Source organism: Psychrobacillus sp. BM2 (assembly GCF_048572895.1).
Lineage (GTDB): Bacteria > Bacillota > Bacilli > Bacillales_A > Planococcaceae > Psychrobacillus.
On record NZ_CP183878.1, the window covers coordinates 2,378,930 to 2,396,736 of the forward strand.

Annotated in this window: 16 protein-coding genes, 1 other RNA gene and 1 other annotated feature; of the genes, 2 read left to right on the forward strand and 15 right to left on the reverse strand. The window is 37.0% G+C overall.

The features are described from left to right. Positions 1-46: 46 nt before the first annotated feature. The 12 genes from ACN6MX_RS11655 to cymR all read right to left on the reverse strand — a co-directional run bounded on the left by ACN6MX_RS11655 (position 47) and on the right by cymR (position 13,389). Positions 47-976: a peptidase U32 family protein gene (locus tag ACN6MX_RS11655; RefSeq protein ID WP_419959082.1), complete on the reverse strand. Its 930-nt coding sequence runs from the start codon at positions 974-976 to the stop codon at positions 47-49. A 5-nt stretch (positions 977-981) separates the two neighbouring features. Beyond that, positions 982-1,617: an O-methyltransferase gene (locus tag ACN6MX_RS11660; protein WP_419959083.1), complete on the reverse strand. Its 636-nt coding sequence runs from the start codon at positions 1,615-1,617 to the stop codon at positions 982-984. 114 nt (positions 1,618-1,731) lie between these two features. Next, positions 1,732-2,850 (reverse strand): endolytic transglycosylase MltG, encoded by a 1,119-nt coding sequence (gene mltG, locus ACN6MX_RS11665; protein WP_419959084.1) that lies wholly within the window; start codon positions 2,848-2,850, stop codon positions 1,732-1,734. Between the two features lie 384 nt (positions 2,851-3,234). Then, positions 3,235-3,534 carry a DUF1292 domain-containing protein gene (locus ACN6MX_RS11670; protein ID WP_419959085.1) on the reverse strand — a complete coding sequence of 100 codons (300 nt, stop codon included), beginning with the start codon at positions 3,532-3,534 and terminating at the stop codon, positions 3,235-3,237. An 11-nt stretch (positions 3,535-3,545) separates the two neighbouring features. Further along, positions 3,546-3,965: a Holliday junction resolvase RuvX gene (gene ruvX, locus ACN6MX_RS11675; protein ID WP_211896182.1), complete on the reverse strand. Its 420-nt coding sequence runs from the start codon at positions 3,963-3,965 to the stop codon at positions 3,546-3,548. Positions 3,966-3,967: 2 nt separating this feature from the next. Further along, positions 3,968-4,234 carry an IreB family regulatory phosphoprotein gene (locus ACN6MX_RS11680; protein ID WP_090563918.1) on the reverse strand — a complete coding sequence of 89 codons (267 nt, stop codon included), beginning with the start codon at positions 4,232-4,234 and terminating at the stop codon, positions 3,968-3,970. Between the two features lie 78 nt (positions 4,235-4,312). Beyond that, positions 4,313-6,946, reverse strand: a complete 2,634-nt coding sequence (gene alaS / locus ACN6MX_RS11685; protein WP_419959086.1) for an alanine--tRNA ligase — start codon at positions 6,944-6,946, stop codon at positions 4,313-4,315. A 310-nt stretch (positions 6,947-7,256) separates the two neighbouring features. Further along, positions 7,257-7,467 (reverse strand) — a binding site (T-box leader). Positions 7,468-7,503: 36 nt separating this feature from the next. Next, a complete protein-coding gene (locus ACN6MX_RS11690) occupies positions 7,504-9,924 on the reverse strand; it encodes an ATP-dependent RecD-like DNA helicase (protein WP_419959087.1) in 2,421 nt (806 codons plus the stop codon). Between the two features lie 21 nt (positions 9,925-9,945). Continuing rightward, positions 9,946-10,602 (reverse strand): tetratricopeptide repeat protein, encoded by a 657-nt coding sequence (locus ACN6MX_RS11695; RefSeq protein ID WP_419959088.1) that lies wholly within the window; start codon positions 10,600-10,602, stop codon positions 9,946-9,948. Positions 10,603-10,616: 14 nt separating this feature from the next. Then, positions 10,617-11,729, reverse strand: coding sequence for a tRNA 2-thiouridine(34) synthase MnmA (gene mnmA, locus ACN6MX_RS11700; RefSeq protein WP_419959089.1), 1,113 nt, complete (start codon positions 11,727-11,729; stop codon positions 10,617-10,619). Positions 11,730-11,825: 96 nt separating this feature from the next. Beyond that, positions 11,826-12,956 (reverse strand): cysteine desulfurase family protein, encoded by a 1,131-nt coding sequence (locus tag ACN6MX_RS11705; RefSeq protein ID WP_419959090.1) that lies wholly within the window; start codon positions 12,954-12,956, stop codon positions 11,826-11,828. A 10-nt stretch (positions 12,957-12,966) separates the two neighbouring features. Further along, positions 12,967-13,389: a cysteine metabolism transcriptional regulator CymR gene (gene cymR, locus ACN6MX_RS11710; protein ID WP_419959091.1), complete on the reverse strand. Its 423-nt coding sequence runs from the start codon at positions 13,387-13,389 to the stop codon at positions 12,967-12,969. A 136-nt stretch (positions 13,390-13,525) separates the two neighbouring features. Here cymR and ACN6MX_RS11715 point away from each other — a divergent pair, with 136 nt between their 5' ends. After that, entirely contained in the window at positions 13,526-14,812 is a 1,287-nt protein-coding gene (locus ACN6MX_RS11715; RefSeq protein WP_419959092.1) for a replication-associated recombination protein A, read from the forward strand. Positions 14,813-15,622: 810 nt separating this feature from the next. Here the strand turns inward: ACN6MX_RS11715 and ACN6MX_RS11720 are convergent. The 3 genes from ACN6MX_RS11720 to ssrS all read right to left on the reverse strand — a co-directional run bounded on the left by ACN6MX_RS11720 (position 15,623) and on the right by ssrS (position 16,917). After that, on the reverse strand, positions 15,623-15,817 hold the full coding sequence (locus ACN6MX_RS11720) for a hypothetical protein (protein ID WP_090563934.1): 195 nt from the start codon (positions 15,815-15,817) through the stop codon (positions 15,623-15,625). 61 nt (positions 15,818-15,878) lie between these two features. Next, the gene (locus tag ACN6MX_RS11725; protein WP_419959093.1) at positions 15,879-16,640 is read right to left on the reverse strand and encodes a tRNA threonylcarbamoyladenosine dehydratase; all 762 of its coding nucleotides are present in this window, start codon (positions 16,638-16,640) and stop codon (positions 15,879-15,881) included. A 92-nt stretch (positions 16,641-16,732) separates the two neighbouring features. Beyond that, positions 16,733-16,917, reverse strand: a non-coding RNA gene (ssrS, locus tag ACN6MX_RS11730) — 6S RNA. Positions 16,918-17,108: 191 nt separating this feature from the next. Here ssrS and ACN6MX_RS11735 point away from each other — a divergent pair. After that, entirely contained in the window at positions 17,109-17,735 is a 627-nt protein-coding gene (locus tag ACN6MX_RS11735) for a LysE family transporter (protein WP_419959094.1), read from the forward strand. Positions 17,736-17,807: the final 72 nt, after the last annotated feature.

Genomic DNA, 17,807 nt, shown 5'->3' on the forward strand with positions numbered 1-17,807 from the left:
TACAACCCGCCCTTTCTTAACTGATTAATACCACTAACAAACTTCCTTAATACACAGTTTCTTTAAAGAAAAAGCCGGTATCTAATGGTCTTAATGCTGGCTGAATTTCTTCTATCTTGTTAAACAACACTTTTTTGCAAGCTTTATAAGCTGCCCTCGATTCATAATAAGCATCGATAGCTTGACGGTAGTAGCCTGTAACAGCCGTTACATAGGAAGGGTCTTGTAGGATTCCATCTATTTTCAAACTATCAATTTCAGCATCTAATAACTCATCTAGTTCATCTATCATACACATATCATTTGGACTGAAAATATGCGTTCCATTGCTGTCTTCATATATCGGGTATTTATTGGAACGTTCTTTGTCATGTAAGAACATATTTTTGTTTTTTGAGCGATTCTCTACTTCCAATGCTTTTTCTTGGAATAAGAAATAATTCCCTAAAAGTGAACGCTTCGATTGAAAAATACAAGTCATTCCATGTACTTGAACTTCTACTTGAACCGCCGCATTTTCTTTTACTTCCACTGCCTCATCAAGACTTAGTTCTCTTGCAAGGACAGCTCTAGTAGAACCACGTTTTCCCCAGTAATTCGCTGTAAAATAGTTGGTTGCAGTTTGTTCCGTATTCCAATGTAGGGGAATAGTTACCTCTGCTTCACGTCTAGCGATAATGACAGCCGGATCTCCAAACACAATACCGTCTACACCAATCTCTTGAAGTCTTTTCATGTAAGGAGCCAGTGCTTCCAGTTTATCGTTATGGAACAGAGCGTTCATCGCAACATATAACTTTTTGTTTTGTTTGGATGTGAGAACTCTTGCTGTTGCAATTTCTTCTAATGTGAATTCTCCTGGAAGTCTAAGACCAAAAAACTGTTCACCAACTAAGAAAGCATCAGCTCCAGCTACCATTAATTCTTCTAAATGACTAATACTTGCAGGTGTAACCAATAATTCTGTTTTGTTCATATCTTTCACCTCTTAATACTTACTAACATACCATCTCCAACAGGTAGGAATGCTGTATCATAATCCGGATGATTCATCAGCCACTCCATGAATTGATGCTGGTTTCGGACCATCGTTCTTTTTCTTCTCGGCACTTCATTCATCGGTAATTCGGACAATCCATTTAACAATAAATTATCACAATAAATAACGCCGCCATCATTCAAAAATGGGGCATATTTTTCGAAGAAGTTTTTGTATTGGCCTTTCGCTGCATCAATAAAGATAGCATCAAAAGTTAAATCTCCCAGCTCTGTTGCTGAAATCTCTAACGCATCTCCTATAATTACTTGAATACGATGTTGTAAATCTGCCCGTTGCATATAATCTTTAGCTAGTTCTGCCTTAGCTTCATCTCGCTCAATAGTCACAATAGATGCTTCTTCAAGTTTAGTCGCCATACGCATAGAAGAGTAACCAATCGCAGTTCCTAGCTCTAAAATAGAGTTGGGTTTTTGTAAAGAAAGAAGTTGCAATAATGATTCCATACCCATCAGTTGCATAATAGGCACATGATTATCTTTTGCATATTGCTCCATTTCCAAAAAAATAGCGGATCTAGGTTTAATCAGATCCTTCAAAAAATCATCACTAATATTCATCTAACTAACCCCTTTAGGTCAATAAAATAGTAATTCCTATTCTGTAAAAAAACAACTCTTATAATAACATAGCAGGAGAAGGAATGCGACAACACTCCCTCTCCTGCACCATTATTATTTTAAAAATTCGTCAATTTTTTGAAGATGTTCATCATAAGTTACAGAAAAGTGATTAGTTCCTTCTTTGTCTGCTAAGAAGTAAAAATAATCTGTATCACTTGGATCAAGTGTAGCTTCGATAGATGATTTACCAGCATTTGCTATTGGTCCGGGTGGTAACCCTGTATTTTGATACGTATTATAAGGGTTATCAAACTCTAAGTCTTCAAACAACACACGATCTTTATGTGTACCCTTCGCATATAGGACAGTTGGATCTGTTTGTAAAGGCATACCTTCTTCTATACGGTTATAAAAGACACTTGCAATCGTCGCTCGATCTGTTTGGGCTGTAGCCTCTTCCTCTAACAAAGATGCAAAAGTTAGTAGCCAGTGAACTGATTTTTCCTCTGCTTGCAATAGGTCTACGTACGAAGTTACTACTTTATCCGTATTAGCAAGCATTGTATCTACTATCGTCTCAATAGAAGGATTTTCCTCGAAAAATGGATAGGTCGCCGGAAAAAGATATCCTTCTAATGCATAGCGCACATTTTCTCCTTTAATCTCTGCTCCTAATATATTTGGATATTTGATCATCATTCTGTCCACAAATTCTTCGCTTGTTACAAGCGCAAAGAAATCATCTGCAGAATGGTTTGTATTCTTTTCAACTACTTGTCCAATTTGCTCGAGTGTTAATCCTTCAGGAATAGTCAGGGATAAAATTGGTTCTCTGTATACTTTACCAGTTTTTAAGCTTTCAATAATTTCATCTAAAGTCATTGCCTTCGTTAAACTATACTCCCCAGCCTGAAATTGAGATTCATTGTTGAACTTTGCATAATACTTGAAGATTTTGGCGTTTTTAATAACTCCACTTTCCTCTAATTCACTGGAGATAGTATCTAATCCTGATCCGATTGGGATGTCCACTGTTATGGTCTCTTCAGAATTAGGATCCAATGGTAGTAGAGCTGACTCTACAAAGTTATAGACAACTAAGCCACCAATACCCCCTACGATGATTATTAGAAACGTAATTATTAAAACAATTTTTCTAACAAGTTTCACTTCTTTTTTCTTATTTTTCATTTTTTTAAACATAATATCTTTTTTTGTCTCATTTCCCACGGGTTCTCCCCCTTTATCAATCTCATTATACAAGAAAACATATAAAAGAACAAAAGCACAAGTAACATCTAAGCAGAAGCCTGTTTCTATTGTTTTCGAAGGGCTTTGGACAGACATTTCGCGATATTATTACCGATTGAATTTTAGGGATGCTGGTTGATTGTGACGTTTGCCTGTCCGTTGACCTCCTGCAATTCTTAGAAACAGGAAAGTGCGTTTTTGGATAACTAGAGAAAATATACTTTCCTATTCATCGCAGGGATGACAGTCTATGTACGCGACATCGTGGTGCTCCTGCGCAAAGCTTGTCGCAAAATAAAGAAACTTTTCTCAACGAAGAAAAAGGTGAATGAGGCTTCCCTCATCCACCTTGAATAGATTATCTTAATCTTCGTCTTCTTCGTCTTCTTGCTCATCTAAAAATGTACTTAACATTTCTTCGATCATATCCCATTCAGCATCAGACTCGACTGGAAGTAACTCTCCGTCTTCTCCATCTTCATTCGGAGTGAAGGATGATGCATGAATTTCGATTTCTTCATTTTCATCTTCTTCTGCTCCTATTGGATAATATAGTACATAAGATTTTCCATATTCATCTGATTCAAATGTGAAAAGTACGTTGCAAAGTTGCTCATTTCCATTCTCATCTACAATTGTAATATTTTCTTGACCGTGGTCCATTTGCAGTCACCTCATCTATTTTTTCTATCAAGATAGCCCTGTAAGATCATTACAGCAGCCATCTTGTCGATCACTAGCTTACGTTTCTTTCGGCTTACATCAGCATCTATTAACATACGTTCTGCAGCCATCGTTGTCAATCGTTCATCCCATAAAGTTACAGGGAAATGATATTTCTCGGTTAATAGCTTGGCATATTGTTCGGACGCCTCAGCACGTGGACCAATAGAATTATTCATGTTTTTAGGAAAACCTACTACAAATTCTGTTACATTATGCTCTTTTACGAGTTCATCAATTCGTTCTAGACCAAATTCTAAATTTTCTTCATGTATTTTTATCGTTTCAATACCTTGTGCAGTCCAACCTAGTGCATCACTAATTGCCACTCCAACGGTACGAGAACCAACATCTAACCCCATAATTCGCATCATTAAGCCTCATTATTTTTTTTAATATAAAACTTCACTAGTTCTTCTAATATTTCATCTCGTTCAAGTTTTCGAATCATATTTCGTGCATCTTGATGGCGAGGAATATAAGCTGGATCACCTGACAATAAATAGCCTACAATTTGATTGATAGAATTATACCCTTTTTCTTCTAGTGCAGAGTGAACTTGTATCATCACATGTTTTACTTCTTGTTCCATCGATTCTTCAGGGAAATTAAATTTCATCGTTTTATCAAAAGAGCTCATGATCAGCACCTCGCTTTCCACTTGTTGTGAGTAAACTAATGTATCTATTGTCTTAGTATACCCTATTTTGGAAATAGTTTAAAGAGATTTAATATAATCCAATACAGAACTTAAAGCAGCTTCTAGTTTGCTTGCATCTTTAGCACCAGCCATTGCAAAGTCTGGACGACCTCCCCCTTTACCTCCGCATTGCTCTGCCACTAGTTTGACGATATTTCCCGCATGATAATTTCCACCAACAATATCCTTTGTTACTCCTGCGGAAATCATTACTTTATCCCCATCAACTGCACCTAAAACTATGACCGCTTTCTCTAGCTTTTGTTTTAAATCGTCCATCATTTGTCGCAATTGGTTATTATCCTTCGCGTCAACTTTCACGGATAAAACAGTTACACTATTCACTTTTTGAGCCGAAGACAATACAGATGATGCTTGGCTATTCGCTATTTTCGCAGAAAGTGACTCATTGTCTTTTTGAACATTTTTTAGCTCTTGTAATGTTTGACTCACCTTATTAACCAATTCTTTTGGTTGTGCTTTCAATAAATTTGCTGCTTCGTTTAACATATGTTCTTCTTCTTTGACTATTTCATAAGCACCTTTACCAGTAACGGCTTCAATACGTCTAGTACCTGCTCCGATTCCACTTTCTGAAATTATTTTAAAGAATCCAATTTCTGAAGTATTTTGAACGTGAATACCACCGCATAGCTCTAATGAGAAATCTCCCATTTTTACGACTCTTACAATATCGCCATATTTTTCGCCGAATAATGCCATTGCTCCCATTTGTTTTGCTTCATCAATATTATGGAAACCAGTAGCCACCGGGATATTATCCCACACTTTCTCATTTACTATACGTTCAATTTGTTCAAGCTCTTCTTTTGTTACTTGTCCAAAATGAGAAAAGTCAAAACGTAAACGATCAGGGCCAACATAAGAACCAGCTTGGTTTACATGAGTTCCTAATACATCTTTCAATGCTTGATGTAAAATATGTGTAGCTGAGTGATTTTTAATCGTATGTCCACGAAGAGAATTGTCGACAGTTGCTTCAACTTCAGCATCTGTAATAATTTCTCCAGATTCAATAACTACTGTGTGCAAATTTTGTCCATTAGGAGCTTTCTGAACATCTTTTACGTATCCTTTAAATGTATCATTTTGAATGACACCATGATCGGCAATTTGCCCACCACTCTCAGCGTAGAAAGGTGTTTTGGTTAATACTACTTTAACTTCTTCCCCTTCATGAGCTGTTTTGACTAATACTTGGTCACGAACAATTGATGTAACTTTCGTCGAAACGCTCATCATATCGTATCCAACAAATTCACTTTCATCATGCAGATTTCCAAACACTTCTGATTGGACCTGCATAGAATCTACATTTTGACGAGCTGCACGAGCACGAGCACGTTGAGCTTCCATTTCCGACTTGAACCCTTCATGGTCAACGATCATATTTGCTTCTTCTGCATATTCTTCCGTTAATTCAATTGGGAATCCGTACGTATCATATAAAGTAAATGTTGTAGTTCCTGGGATGTAGGATTCACCTTTAGCTTGCTGTTCTTCAATAACTTTTTCTAAAATTGCTAGGCCATCATGAAGTGTTTCATGGAATCTTTCTTCTTCATTTTTAATAACACGCATGATGAAATCTTGTTTTTCTGTAACTTCTGGATAAAAATCTTGCATTATTTCTCCTACTACAGGAACAAGTTCATGTAAAAATGGTTTTTCTATCCCTAATTGTTTTGCAAAACGAACAGCTCTGCGAAGTAATCTTCTAAGTACATAGCCTCTTCCTTCATTTGATGGTAATGCACCATCACCAATAGCAAAAGCAACTGTACGAATATGGTCTGCAATTACTTTAAATGCTGTATCATGTTCGTCATTTAAACGATATGCTTTACCAGAAATTGTTTCTGTTTGACGAATAATTGGCATAAATAAATCGGTATCAAAGTTTGTTGGTACATCTTGTACCACACTTGTTATACGCTCAAGTCCCATACCAGTATCAATATTTTGTTTTGGTAAAGGTGTATACGTATTGTCTGGATTATGGTTGAATTCGGAGAACACTAAATTCCAAATTTCCAAATAACGTTCATTTTCCCCACCGGGATACAGCTCAGGATCGTTCAAGTCATTACCGTAGCTTTCTCCACGATCATAGAAAATCTCAGAGTTTGGACCACTTGGCCCTTCCCCAATATCCCAGAAGTTACCTTCTAAACGTATAAGTCTTTCTTCTGGAATACCAATTTCATCCTTCCAAATATTATACGCTTCTTCATCTTCTGGATGAATTGTAATAGATAACTTCTCCGGTTCAAAAGCTATCCATTTAGAATCTGTTAAAAACTCCCACGCATAATGGATTGCTTCTTTTTTAAAATAGTCGCCAATAGAAAAGTTTCCTAGCATTTCAAAGAAAGTATGATGTCTTGCTGTTTTTCCGACGTTCTCAATATCGTTTGTGCGGATAGACTTTTGCGCATTTGTAATCCGTGGATTTTCAGGAACAACACGTCCATCAAAATATTTTTTTAATGTCGCTACACCACTGTTGATCCAAAGTAAAGATGGATCGTTGATTGGTACAAGTGGAGCTGATGGTTCCTGGGAATGACCTTTTTCGATAAAAAAGTCTAAATACATTTGTCTAATTTGAGCACCTGTTAATTGTTTCATGTGAATTCCTCCTAATAATTTGTATTTGTGATTGGTAGACGTTGATGATTTAATTATTCAGATTGGCTTTCGGTACTATTGATTTCCGTTACAGGCGGAGGAACAAAGGCTAAAAGCGCCACCTCGTGTGGCAACGCCTTCGTGACCAACATCCTGTTGGCCTCCGCCTTTCACTACAATCAATAAAGAGTGTAGTTGATATTCATTTATTAGAAATGACATAGCAACTTACTGTTTAGAAATGTCTATCTTGGCTCCCTTCAACACAACACTAAAAGCCAAAACAAATAAAAAAAGCCCTCATCCCTAAAAAAGGGACGAAAGCTGTTGTTTCGCGGTACCACCCTAGTTACATAATAGAGTTCTACTATGTCTCTCAAGAAGCCTTAACGCGGCCGAACGACAGGTTTTAACTGTACTCAGGAGTAGCTTTCCTAAATGTTAGGTCAGTGAATTCTTTCAGCCAAGGAATTCATCTCTAGTCAGATAACAATTAGTACTTTCTCCGTCAACATTTTACTATATGCAATTGATTATAAAAAACAAATCGTCCTGTGTCAATTGTCTGCATCCATAAATTGATATGGTGTAATACCATTCATACCAAAAAGGGGGTCGACCTTATGATAATTTTCTGCAGTTAGGTATGTGTACTCAGTTTGATCTCCAACTGATTCTAATTCTTTTACTATTTCTTTATCTTCTTGCTCTGATTCTTCCACATTAGACAAGCGGTCTTTTAACGTAGTCAAGCGCTGCAAATCGTCAGTTCTCTGAACTCCGAATTTAAATACTTCAGGATCTCCACATAAAATGAGAAAGTTTTTAGCTCGTGTAATTCCAGTATAAAGTAAATTTCGTCTTAACATCTTCATATAACTTCTTGTTATAGGCATGATAACCGTTTGAAATTCACTACCTTGTGATTTATGAACGGAGCAGCAATAAGCTAAAGTGAGCTGATTTAAATCATTTTTTTCGTAGGTTACTTCATTGCCATCAAATGAAACAATTAACATTTCTTTTTTCTCGACAGTTTCAGCAGCCCTGAAAATACTAATGACTTCCCCCATATCTCCATTAAACACATGACTCTCTGGCTGATTGACTAATTGAAGTACTTTATCTCCAATACGATAGATAGTTTCACCAAAAACCATTTCTTTTCGCTTTCCATCCGTATTTGGGTTGACCATTTCTTGAATCATTTTGTTGAGTGCATCAATACCTGCTGGACCTCTATACATAGGTGCTAATACTTGCATATCTCGTATGGAATGTCCTTTGGATAATGCACTTTTTAATACTTGCTCCACCACTTTGGGAATTTGATCGGTAGAAGCCTTAATGAAGGAACGATCCTTTGTCTTGTCCAATAGAGTTGCCGGGACCATCCCTTGCTTCATCTCATGGGCTAGTTCTATAATCGAGGACCCTTCTGCTTGTCGGTAAATATCTTTAAGTTCGACTGTAGGAATTCGTTTAGAAGCAAGCAAATCCTTTAATACCTGCCCAGGTCCTACCGGTGGGAGTTGGTCTTGGTCCCCAACAAAAATAACTTGGGCATCTTTTGGAATAGCCTTTAATAATTGATGTCCTAACCAGGTATCTAACATAGATGTTTCATCAATAATAATTAGTTTACCTTCTATTTCTTTGCCTTCTACATCTGCATCCTCTTGACCAGTAAAGCCTAATAATCTATGAATAGTCATAGCTGGTAATTCCGTTGATTCGCTTAGGCGTTTGGCCGCTCTACCAGTTGGCGCAGCCAAAACTATAGGAAATGGTTTCTTGTCTTTTGCCCACTCCTTCGGATCCAGCGAAAGCCCATGAAGCTCTGCATAAAGTTCCACGATTCCTCGCACAACAGTTGTTTTACCTGTACCGGGACCTCCTGTTAGCAAGGTCATACTTGCATTTAACGCTGTTTCAATCGCATTAATCTGAGTCGGGGCATATTGCACCCCTAAACGTTCTTCAATACCTCCAAGATGCTTTTTCATCTCTGCTAGAGGAAATTGATGATGCGTATCATTTTCAGCTAGAAGCGTTTCAATTTTAGAACCAATTCCAACTTCGGAATAATATAAAGATGGAATATAGAAACGATTCACTTCTCCGACAATCCGGCTTTCTTCCGCAAGTTCAATGCAGCATTTAGTAATTGCTTCATACGGTATCTCTTCACGCTGAGCATTTTCTAATAGTTGTTTAACAGATTCTAATAATTGCTCTGCATATAAAAATACATGACCTTCTCCTAACGATGCTGTTTGAAGTAGGTGATATATTGCTGCCTTAATACGATCCGGGTGATTTCCTTGAATACCTAATTTATAGCCGAGCTCGTCAGCTTTAACAAAACCTACTCCCTCAACCTCTTCGATTAAGCGGAACGGATTTTTAGTAAGAACAGTGAGCGTTTCTTCTCTATAGGCTTGATAGATTTTCATAGCTATTTGAGGTCCAAATCCCCATTCGTTGAGTTGAATCATCACTTTTTCCAAGCCTAAATTTTGTTCTAAAACGGCCCGTAGTGTTTGTTTTTTCTCTTCAGAAAGACGAGGCACTACATCCAATGCTTCTGGGTCATCTAATATTTTGTTAATAGCGTTTGGTCCGAGTTTTTTTACAATTTGTTCTGCTGTTTTACGACCAATACCTGTGAACATGTCACTCGAGAGGTAATGAATGATTCCTTGCTCTGTCGCTGGCACTTCTTTTTGAAATGTTTCTACTTGGAATTGAGTGCCATATTTAGGATGATTTTTTATATAACCAATGAATTTATATGGGTCTTCCAGTACTAATGGAGGGAAATAACCAGATACAATTACTTCTTTGTCTGTGTATGTAGTGTTTGTGGACTTGATTTTTACTTTTATGATAGAAAATAAGTTTTGAGGGTTATGAAAAATCGAAACGATAGGACGACCTGTAATAAATTGTTTGTCATTATTTATCTCGTTGGTCATACTACCGCCTCCAAAGTTTCATTAATTGCGTAGGGAAATCATGTCGTACACATATCGTGCTTGGTCATAATTAGGTTGAAGCGTAAAAGCTTCTTTTAAATGGGATAGTGCAGCTTCCGTGTTAGATGTAGAAACTGCATATAAAACACCTAGATTATAGTGAGCATCTGCATTTTCTGCATCCATATCTACTATTTCTTTAAAAACTGGTTCTGCTTGTTCAAACATCTCTAAGCTAGCAAGTGCAATGCCATAAGATAATTTCACCTGAATATCCTCAGGTGCTAGCTCAAATGCTCTTTGTAAATATGGTAGGGACAACTTTGTTAGCCCTTCTTTTTCAAGACTCTTGCCAAGCATATAGTATGCATCTGGTCCTTCAATACCACTTGCAATTGCTTTTTCATATAACTTAGCTGCTTCCTCAAATCGCTCAGCATTATAGTATAAGTTTGCTAGACTATAATAGGCTGTTGCAGCACCTTCATCTAAGGTAATCGCTTTTTGGAAAAACTTCTCTGCTCTGTCATCTTCATTCATCGAGGACAAAAGATTTCCAAAATTAATATAACCAATTGCCTCATCCGGATTTTCTTCAATAGCTTTCGTAAAAAGCTCTACCGCTTTTTCGTAATTTTCTTCTTGTATAGCTTGAATTCCTAATTCGTTATAGTTCATGTTATTACCTCCAGTTATCCAACATAATCCAGTTTAAGGCCATCTTTGAATACTTCATCAATTGTAGCTCCACCTAAACATTCATCACCCTGGTAGAATACTACAGCCTGTCCTGGTGTAATAGCACGTACTGGCTCGTCAAATATAACTCGAACTCGATTAGTATCGATCAACTCCACGTGTACACCTACATCCTCTTGACGATAACGGAATTTCGCCGTTGCTTGGAAAGATTGCGGTTTTTCTAATGTTGTTGTAAAAGATAAATCGGTTGCTGTTAGGCTTGTCGAAAACAATGCATCATTGTTAATATTTTGCCCAACTAGAAGAACATTTCTGTCCAAATCTTTCCCAATAACGAACCAAGGATCACCTGAACCACCAATTCCTAAACCATGGCGTTGACCAATTGTATAATACATCAATCCATCATGCTGTCCCATTACTTTTCCATCCATTGTTTCCATGGTACCTTGTTGTGCAGGTAAATACTGGCTCAAAAATTCCTTGAAGTTTCTTTCACCAATGAAACAAATACCAGTAGAATCTTTTTTCGTCGCAGTAGCAAGACCTTGCTCTAATGCAATTTCACGGACTTTTTTCTTTTCTAAATGGCCAATTGGGAACATTACTTTTTCTAATTGTTCTTGATTTAATTGGTTTAAGAAATACGTTTGATCTTTATTATTATCTCTTCCACGCAGCATACGAGTTTGCCCATCACGAACTTCTACTTGTGCATAGTGACCTGTTGCCAAGTAATCTGCTCCTAATGCCAAAGCATGCTCTAAAAAGGCTTTAAATTTAATTTCTTTATTACACATAACATCTGGGTTAGGAGTTCTACCTGCTTTATATTCTTCTAAAAAGTAAGTGAAAACCTTGTCCCAATATTGTTTTTCAAAGTTAACCGCATAATAAGGAATTCCAATTTGATTGCAAACTTTTATAACGTCTTCATAATCCTCTGTGGCAGTACACATACCAAATTCATCGGTGTCATCCCAGTTTTTCATGAAAATGCCGATGACATCATAGCCTTGTTCTTTCAGTAGATATGCGGCCACGGAAGAGTCTACTCCTCCGGACATTCCAACAACTACTCTTGTATCTTCTATCTTTTTCATTGTATTCACTCTTTTCGCTAAAATCTTTAACTTCATTGTAGTAATATGAAATGCAAACTCAATCTAAATGAAGTTAAGCCTTTAGTGGAGTTTGATTTATAATACTATCTTACTTATTTTCTTTGTAGCTTCCATCACTTGCTCTTCTGTATTGTTCAATCCAAAGCTAAAACGAACTGAATTACGCAGCTCTGGAGTAGCTTCTCCATACATAGCTACTAGTACATGAGACGGATCTATCGAACCGGCAGTACAAGCAGAGCCGCTAGATGCGTCAATTCCTGCTAAATCTAACTGCACTAAAAAAGTCTCCACATCTGTATTAGGGATACTAATATTTAAAACATGTGGAAGCACAGATTCCTGAGAGCCATTAACTTTAAATGGAACGCCTAGTCTTTCCAATTCGGCTAGAAAAACTTGCTTTAACTGGCTATAAGCTAGAATACCCTCTGTAATAGCTAACTGTTTCAATTGAACTGCCTTTGCAAATGCAACAATTGCTGGCACATTTTCCGTACCTGCCCGTTTTTTCCGCTCTTGCTGTCCTCCGTAAAAAATAGGCTTTAGAGAAACACCTTTTCGTTGAAATAAAAAGCCTATCCCTTTAGGTCCATTTATCTTATGACTGGAAACACTTAGTAAATCAATATGAGATGGTTGAACATCTATTGATAAACTTCCATATGCTTGTACAGCATCTGTATGGAAATAGGCTGGGTGATCCTTCAATAGCTCTCCAATTTCAGCGATAGGTTGAATAACCCCCACCTCATTATTTGCATACATAATGGAAACTAAAATAGTATCTTCTCTTAGTGAATTTTTCAAGTCATTGATACTGACCAATCCATTTTTATCTACCGGAAGATAAGTTACTTCAAAACCATCTTTTTCAAGTTGTTCACAAGCGTGAAGCACAGCATGATGTTCAATTACTGTTGTAATAATATGTTTACCTTCGTTTTTTCTTGCATAAGCCGTTCCAAAGACAGCATAATTATCTGCTTCTGTACCGCCGCTCGTAATTGTAATTTCCGTTTCATGGGCTCCAATACTTTTAGCTAAAATTGTTCTAGCATCATCCACTTTTTTTCTGGCTTTTCTTCCAGTTTGATGGATGCTAGATGGATTTCCGAACTCTTCCTTCATTTCAGCCGTATAGACTTGAATTACTTCTTCGGCCATCGGTGTTGTGGCTGCATGATCCAAATATATTCTAGTCATTTTAAACTCCTTATATATAAAACATATATCCAGCGTTCTCTGGATCTTCCTCAGTGTATTTTGCAAGGTCTTCTATCGTAGTAGTATCTAGTACATTTTTTACTGCATCTCGGATACGCATCCATAATTCTCGCTGTGGCGGTGCTTCCTCTTCAATTCCCTCGACGATTTGAATTGGCCCCTCCAAAACTCGAATAACATCTCCTGCTGTAATTTCACTTGGTGTTTTTGATAGCATATAACCACCATATGCTCCCCTTACACTCTTCACAAGTCCTGCATTTCTTAAAGGAGACACAATCTGCTCTAAATACGCTTCAGACAAATTATATTCAGCAGCAATTTGGCGAAGGGCAATCGGACCTTCTCCGTACTGCTTACCTAGAGCCACTATTATCGTTAAACCGTATCTTCCCTTTGTTGAAAATTTCAATATAATTCACCTCATAAGATTAAAAAAATTCTTTCCCTAGTATAGCATAATTACACACTATAACGACTTCAAAATGACTTTTTAGACAATCTTCTATATAATAAAAGAACAAATGTACGAAAAAGGAGAGATCATTGTGCAAAATGAACCTTTAGCATATCGGATGAGACCTCAAACTATTGATGAACTCGCTGGACAACAGCATGTTATCGGAGAAAATACCGCTTTATATAAAATGATAAAAAATGGACATGTACCCTCTATGCTTTTATATGGTGATCCTGGAGTTGGCAAAACTTCACTTGCTTTCGCCATAGCTGGCACGACCAAGTTACCCTTTGTTGCATTGAATGCAACAAAAGCGGGAAAAAAAGACGTGGAAGATGTAGTAGCGGATGCACGTATTAGTGGAAAGGTTATTTTATTCCTTGATGAAATTCATCGTTTCAATAAGCTACAGCAGGATACATTGCTTCCCCATGTAGAAAATGGATCGATTATTTTAATCGGTGCAACAACCGAAAACCCCTACCATGATGTAAATCCAGCAATAAGATCACGTTGTGGGGAGATAAAACAACTTAAAAGATTAACAACAGATGACATAGATTCACTTTTAATAAGAGCGTTGGAAGATAAAATAAAAGGCCTTGGACAAATGAACATTCAAATAACGGAGCCACAAAGAAAACTAATAGCAGATGCCGCTAATGGGGATGCTAGAAAAGCCTTAACCCTATTAGAATCTACTATCTTTGCAAGTTTCGAAGAAAATGGAGTAACCATTGTAGAGGATTCCACCTTAAAAAGTCTTGTCGATCGGGTTGGAGTTTTTGGAGATAAAAAAGGTTCCCATTTTTATAATTTGCTTTCAGCTTTACAGAAATCCGTCCGTGGAAGTGATACGGATGCTGCTCTATATTATTTAGCACACTTATTGGAAAATGGAGATTTAGTAGCCGTATCAAGACGGTTACTGGTGATGGGCTATGAAGATATTGGACTTGCGAACCCATCTGTTGGACCACAAGTTTTAGCTGCTATTCAATCTGCAGAACGATTAGGATTACCAGAAGCAAGAATACCTTTAGCTAATGCAGTAGTCTTAATGTGTTTGTCCGAGAAGTCCAATTCTGCATACTCGGCTTTAGATGCAGCAATCGCTAGTATTCACCAAGGGAAAACTGGTGATATCCCAAGTCACTTAAAAGATACGCATTATGCAGGAGCTGCTGATTTAGGTCATGGCGGCTATATTTACCCGCATGATTATAAAATTGGTACATTTGGAGGCTGGGTCAATCAAACCTACCTGCCAGATAATCTTGTAGGAAGTACCTTCTATAAACCAATTGAAGCTGGTGAAGAAAAAAGACTAGCCGCTATTTATAAGCGATTAGAGAAATTTAAAACAGAAAAATAAGTAACTAGAAAAAGCCGGCATAAATACGCACGGTCCTTTAAGTTCAAAACCTGTTTCTATCGTTTCCGAAGGGCTTTGGACAGACATTTTACTATAAGATTATCGAGGGGATTTTTAGGGATATTGGTCGTGACGTCCGTCACAACCAATATCCCTTTTTTTCGGTAATCTTATGGCGTTTGCCTGTCCGCCGCCCTTCTACAACTCTTAGAAACAGGGTAGTGCATTTTTGGATAACTAGAGAAAAGCTACTTTCCTATTCATAGAGGAAGCTCTCGAAGATGCAATTTCGTTCGCTATTTCGCTTCTTTATTTTGTGAACACTTACTATTTCGCTATATTTCCACTAGTATAAAAGAAAATCTATTTTCCTAATCCTTCATTACAGAATAGTATCCCTACTTCAACAGTCGAATTTATCCCTTTATTACTTTGACTACTCTTATCATCTAAGCAATAAGCTTGCTATATCTTATGTTGAGTACTACTACTTATTAAATTGTGTAGTGGAAGGTGGCGACTCCAGCGGGATGAGTGAGACAGATGAGACATCACAACCGACGCGTGAGCGACGGTGATGGCTCATCGCTCCCCCCGCGGAGGCCAACAGGACGTTGGTCACGAAGGCTTTGCCACAGGAGGTGGCGCACTTAGCCTTCGTTCCTTTGTCCCCACCTAAAACGGAAATCAGTAGTATCATTGTATAGATCTTATATTTCAAAATACCTGGATATCTTAGTTCCAGGCACAAAACTTTAAATTTTAGAAATGAAAAAATCCAGTCCTTGTAGGGACTGAATTTTTTGGGGTTTAAACACCCATTTTACGTCTAGTATTACTAACCTTTTTAGTTTGCTGGCTTTTCATTTTCTGATTTCCAGTAGAACCGTTAAGGGAAGTTTTACCACCTGCAGATTGATTCTTTTTCTCTTCAAGCTTTTGCTTAACAGCTTCTTGAAGTGTCATTTTCTTTTTAGGTGCTTCTTGGTTATTTGTTTCAGTCATTGTATTTCCCTCCTTGTTTATATAAATTTAGTATAAATCATCAGGAAAAAACTTCAAGCAATTACTGCACCCGATTAATATGAATATCTTTTGAAATGTCGTTTATCACCCAGCTTGCACATATTAAACCAACTGTTGATGGAACAAATGCATTTGAAGAAGGCGGCATTTTAGCTTTTCTAATAGCTGCTTCTGGTTTCCCTACCGTTTCAACTACATCTTCTCTTACTACAATTGGACTCTCATCCGAAAATACAACTGGAATTCCTTTTGTAATGCGGTCCTCTTTGCGCAACTTTGTACGTATTACTTTTGCAATGGGATCCGTGTGTGTTTTAGAAATATCTACAATTCTAAAGCGAGTTGGATCCGTTTTGTTTGCAGCACCCATACTTGAAATAATTTTGATATTACGTTTTAAGCATTCTTTCATCAAGTGAATTTTATAAATGATTGTATCAGAGGCATCGATGACATAATCAATATTCATCGCAAAAAATTGCTCATATGTTTCTTCTGTATAAAACATATGCATATCTATTACTTCACATTCAGGATTTATGTCAGCAATCCGTTCCTTCATCACTTCTGATTTTGAACGTCCGATCGTTGACATATAAGCTACTAATTGACGGTTAATATTAGTAATATCTACATTATCTTTATCTACTAATATAATTCGTCCGACACCGCTACGTGCACAAGCTTCAGCTGCGAAAGATCCAACGCCTCCTACACCCAATATAGCAACAGTAGTACCTTTCAATAAATCTATTCCTTCTTTACCTATTGCAAGTTCGTTTCTAGAAAATTGATGTAACATTTTAAAAACACTCCATTTTAAATCAGATTAGTAGGGATAAACCGCAAGAAAAAACCTCCAGCAAATACGCCAGAGGATTTTAAAGAAATGATACGAATCCCAATCGTGCCGACAAATAAAGCTTATCGTTTTGAACCCGCAAGAAGCAGGTGGGTGTCCTCTTTATTAATCCTGGCGTCCCGATTAAAGGCATGTCATTCATAATAAAAGTTAGACTCCCAACGATATAATTGTTCGGTCAAAACTGATTGGCAAATTGCGAACACATCAGGATTCGTGTTATTTGTATAATAGCACATGAATCGTGAAACTTCAATCATTTTCTCCCTTACTTTACTAACTATTCTGAATAATAGGTAAATAGAATTATTTCCGTTTAGCTTATTCTTTATAATATTTAGTACCGTAAGTTGTAAGGTTAGTCCATTATGAATATGATGCATCATACAACAAAAATGGAGGACATGAATGAATTCGTTAAGTACATATTTCTTATTAGGCATATCCTTGGCAGCACCTATTGGACCCGTTAAAGCAACGCTCTTAAATACGGGTATAAAAAATGGTTTTTTCCATGCATGGTTTTTTGGGCTTGGGGCAATAGTAACAGACATAATTTATATGCTTATGGTTTACTTTGGGGTAGGTCAGTTTATCGATTCGCCCTATATGCGGATATTTTTATGGTGCTTCGGTTTTTTTGTACTTATGTATACGGGAATTGAAAATTTATTGACGTTAAACAATATTTCTATGGACCCGAAGTTCCGAAAAATTGTTAGATACCGGCACTCTATATTAGCTGGTTTGCTCATGGCTTTTTTAAATCCTTTAACAATTCTATTTTGGATAGGTATTTACGGATCTATTTTAGTGAGTGGTGGCAGTGAAATATCCGGTATTGAAACGATTATCATTAGTATAGCTATATTAGTTGGTATTGGGCTTGTAGACTTTATAATGGCCTTCTTATCAAGCAGGTCAAGAAATTTACTGTCCCCTCCTCTATTAAAAGCCGTTTCTTTTATTTCTTCTTTATGTATGATTGGTTTTGGTATTTATTTTGGGATGCAAGCTTTTCAAGCCCTGTTTTAGCAAGTTTTAAAAAAACGTATATTGTAGGTCTATAAGGAAAACATACCTTAAAGATCATTAGTTGAGGTGTGT

Excerpts from the sequence above, each read along its gene's own strand:
- ACN6MX_RS11720 (WP_090563934.1), bottom strand. The coding sequence starts at position 15,817 with ATGACTGAAACAAATAACCAAGAAGCACCTAAAAAGAAAATGACACTT.
- ACN6MX_RS11705 (WP_419959090.1), bottom strand. The coding sequence starts at position 12,956 with ATGACTAGAATATATTTGGATCATGCAGCCACAACACCGATGGCCGAA.
- alaS (WP_419959086.1), bottom strand. The coding sequence starts at position 6,946 with ATGAAACAATTAACAGGTGCTCAAATTAGACAAATGTATTTAGACTTT.
- ACN6MX_RS11690 (WP_419959087.1), bottom strand. The coding sequence starts at position 9,924 with ATGACCAACGAGATAAATAATGACAAACAATTTATTACAGGTCGTCCT.
- ACN6MX_RS11660 (WP_419959083.1), bottom strand. The coding sequence starts at position 1,617 with ATGAATATTAGTGATGATTTTTTGAAGGATCTGATTAAACCTAGATCC.
- ACN6MX_RS11695 (WP_419959088.1), bottom strand. The coding sequence starts at position 10,602 with ATGAACTATAACGAATTAGGAATTCAAGCTATACAAGAAGAAAATTAC.
- mnmA (WP_419959089.1), bottom strand. The coding sequence starts at position 11,729 with ATGAAAAAGATAGAAGATACAAGAGTAGTTGTTGGAATGTCCGGAGGA.
- ACN6MX_RS11670 (WP_419959085.1), bottom strand. The coding sequence starts at position 3,534 with ATGGACCACGGTCAAGAAAATATTACAATTGTAGATGAGAATGGAAAT.
- ACN6MX_RS11725 (WP_419959093.1), bottom strand. The coding sequence starts at position 16,640 with ATGTTACATCAATTTTCTAGAAACGAACTTGCAATAGGTAAAGAAGGA.
- ACN6MX_RS11680 (WP_090563918.1), bottom strand. The coding sequence starts at position 4,234 with ATGAGCTCTTTTGATAAAACGATGAAATTTAATTTCCCTGAAGAATCG.
- ACN6MX_RS11735 (WP_419959094.1), top strand. The coding sequence starts at position 17,109 with ATGAATTCGTTAAGTACATATTTCTTATTAGGCATATCCTTGGCAGCA.
- ACN6MX_RS11655 (WP_419959082.1), bottom strand. The coding sequence starts at position 976 with ATGAACAAAACAGAATTATTGGTTACACCTGCAAGTATTAGTCATTTA.
- ruvX (WP_211896182.1), bottom strand. The coding sequence starts at position 3,965 with ATGCGAATTATGGGGTTAGATGTTGGTTCTCGTACCGTTGGAGTGGCA.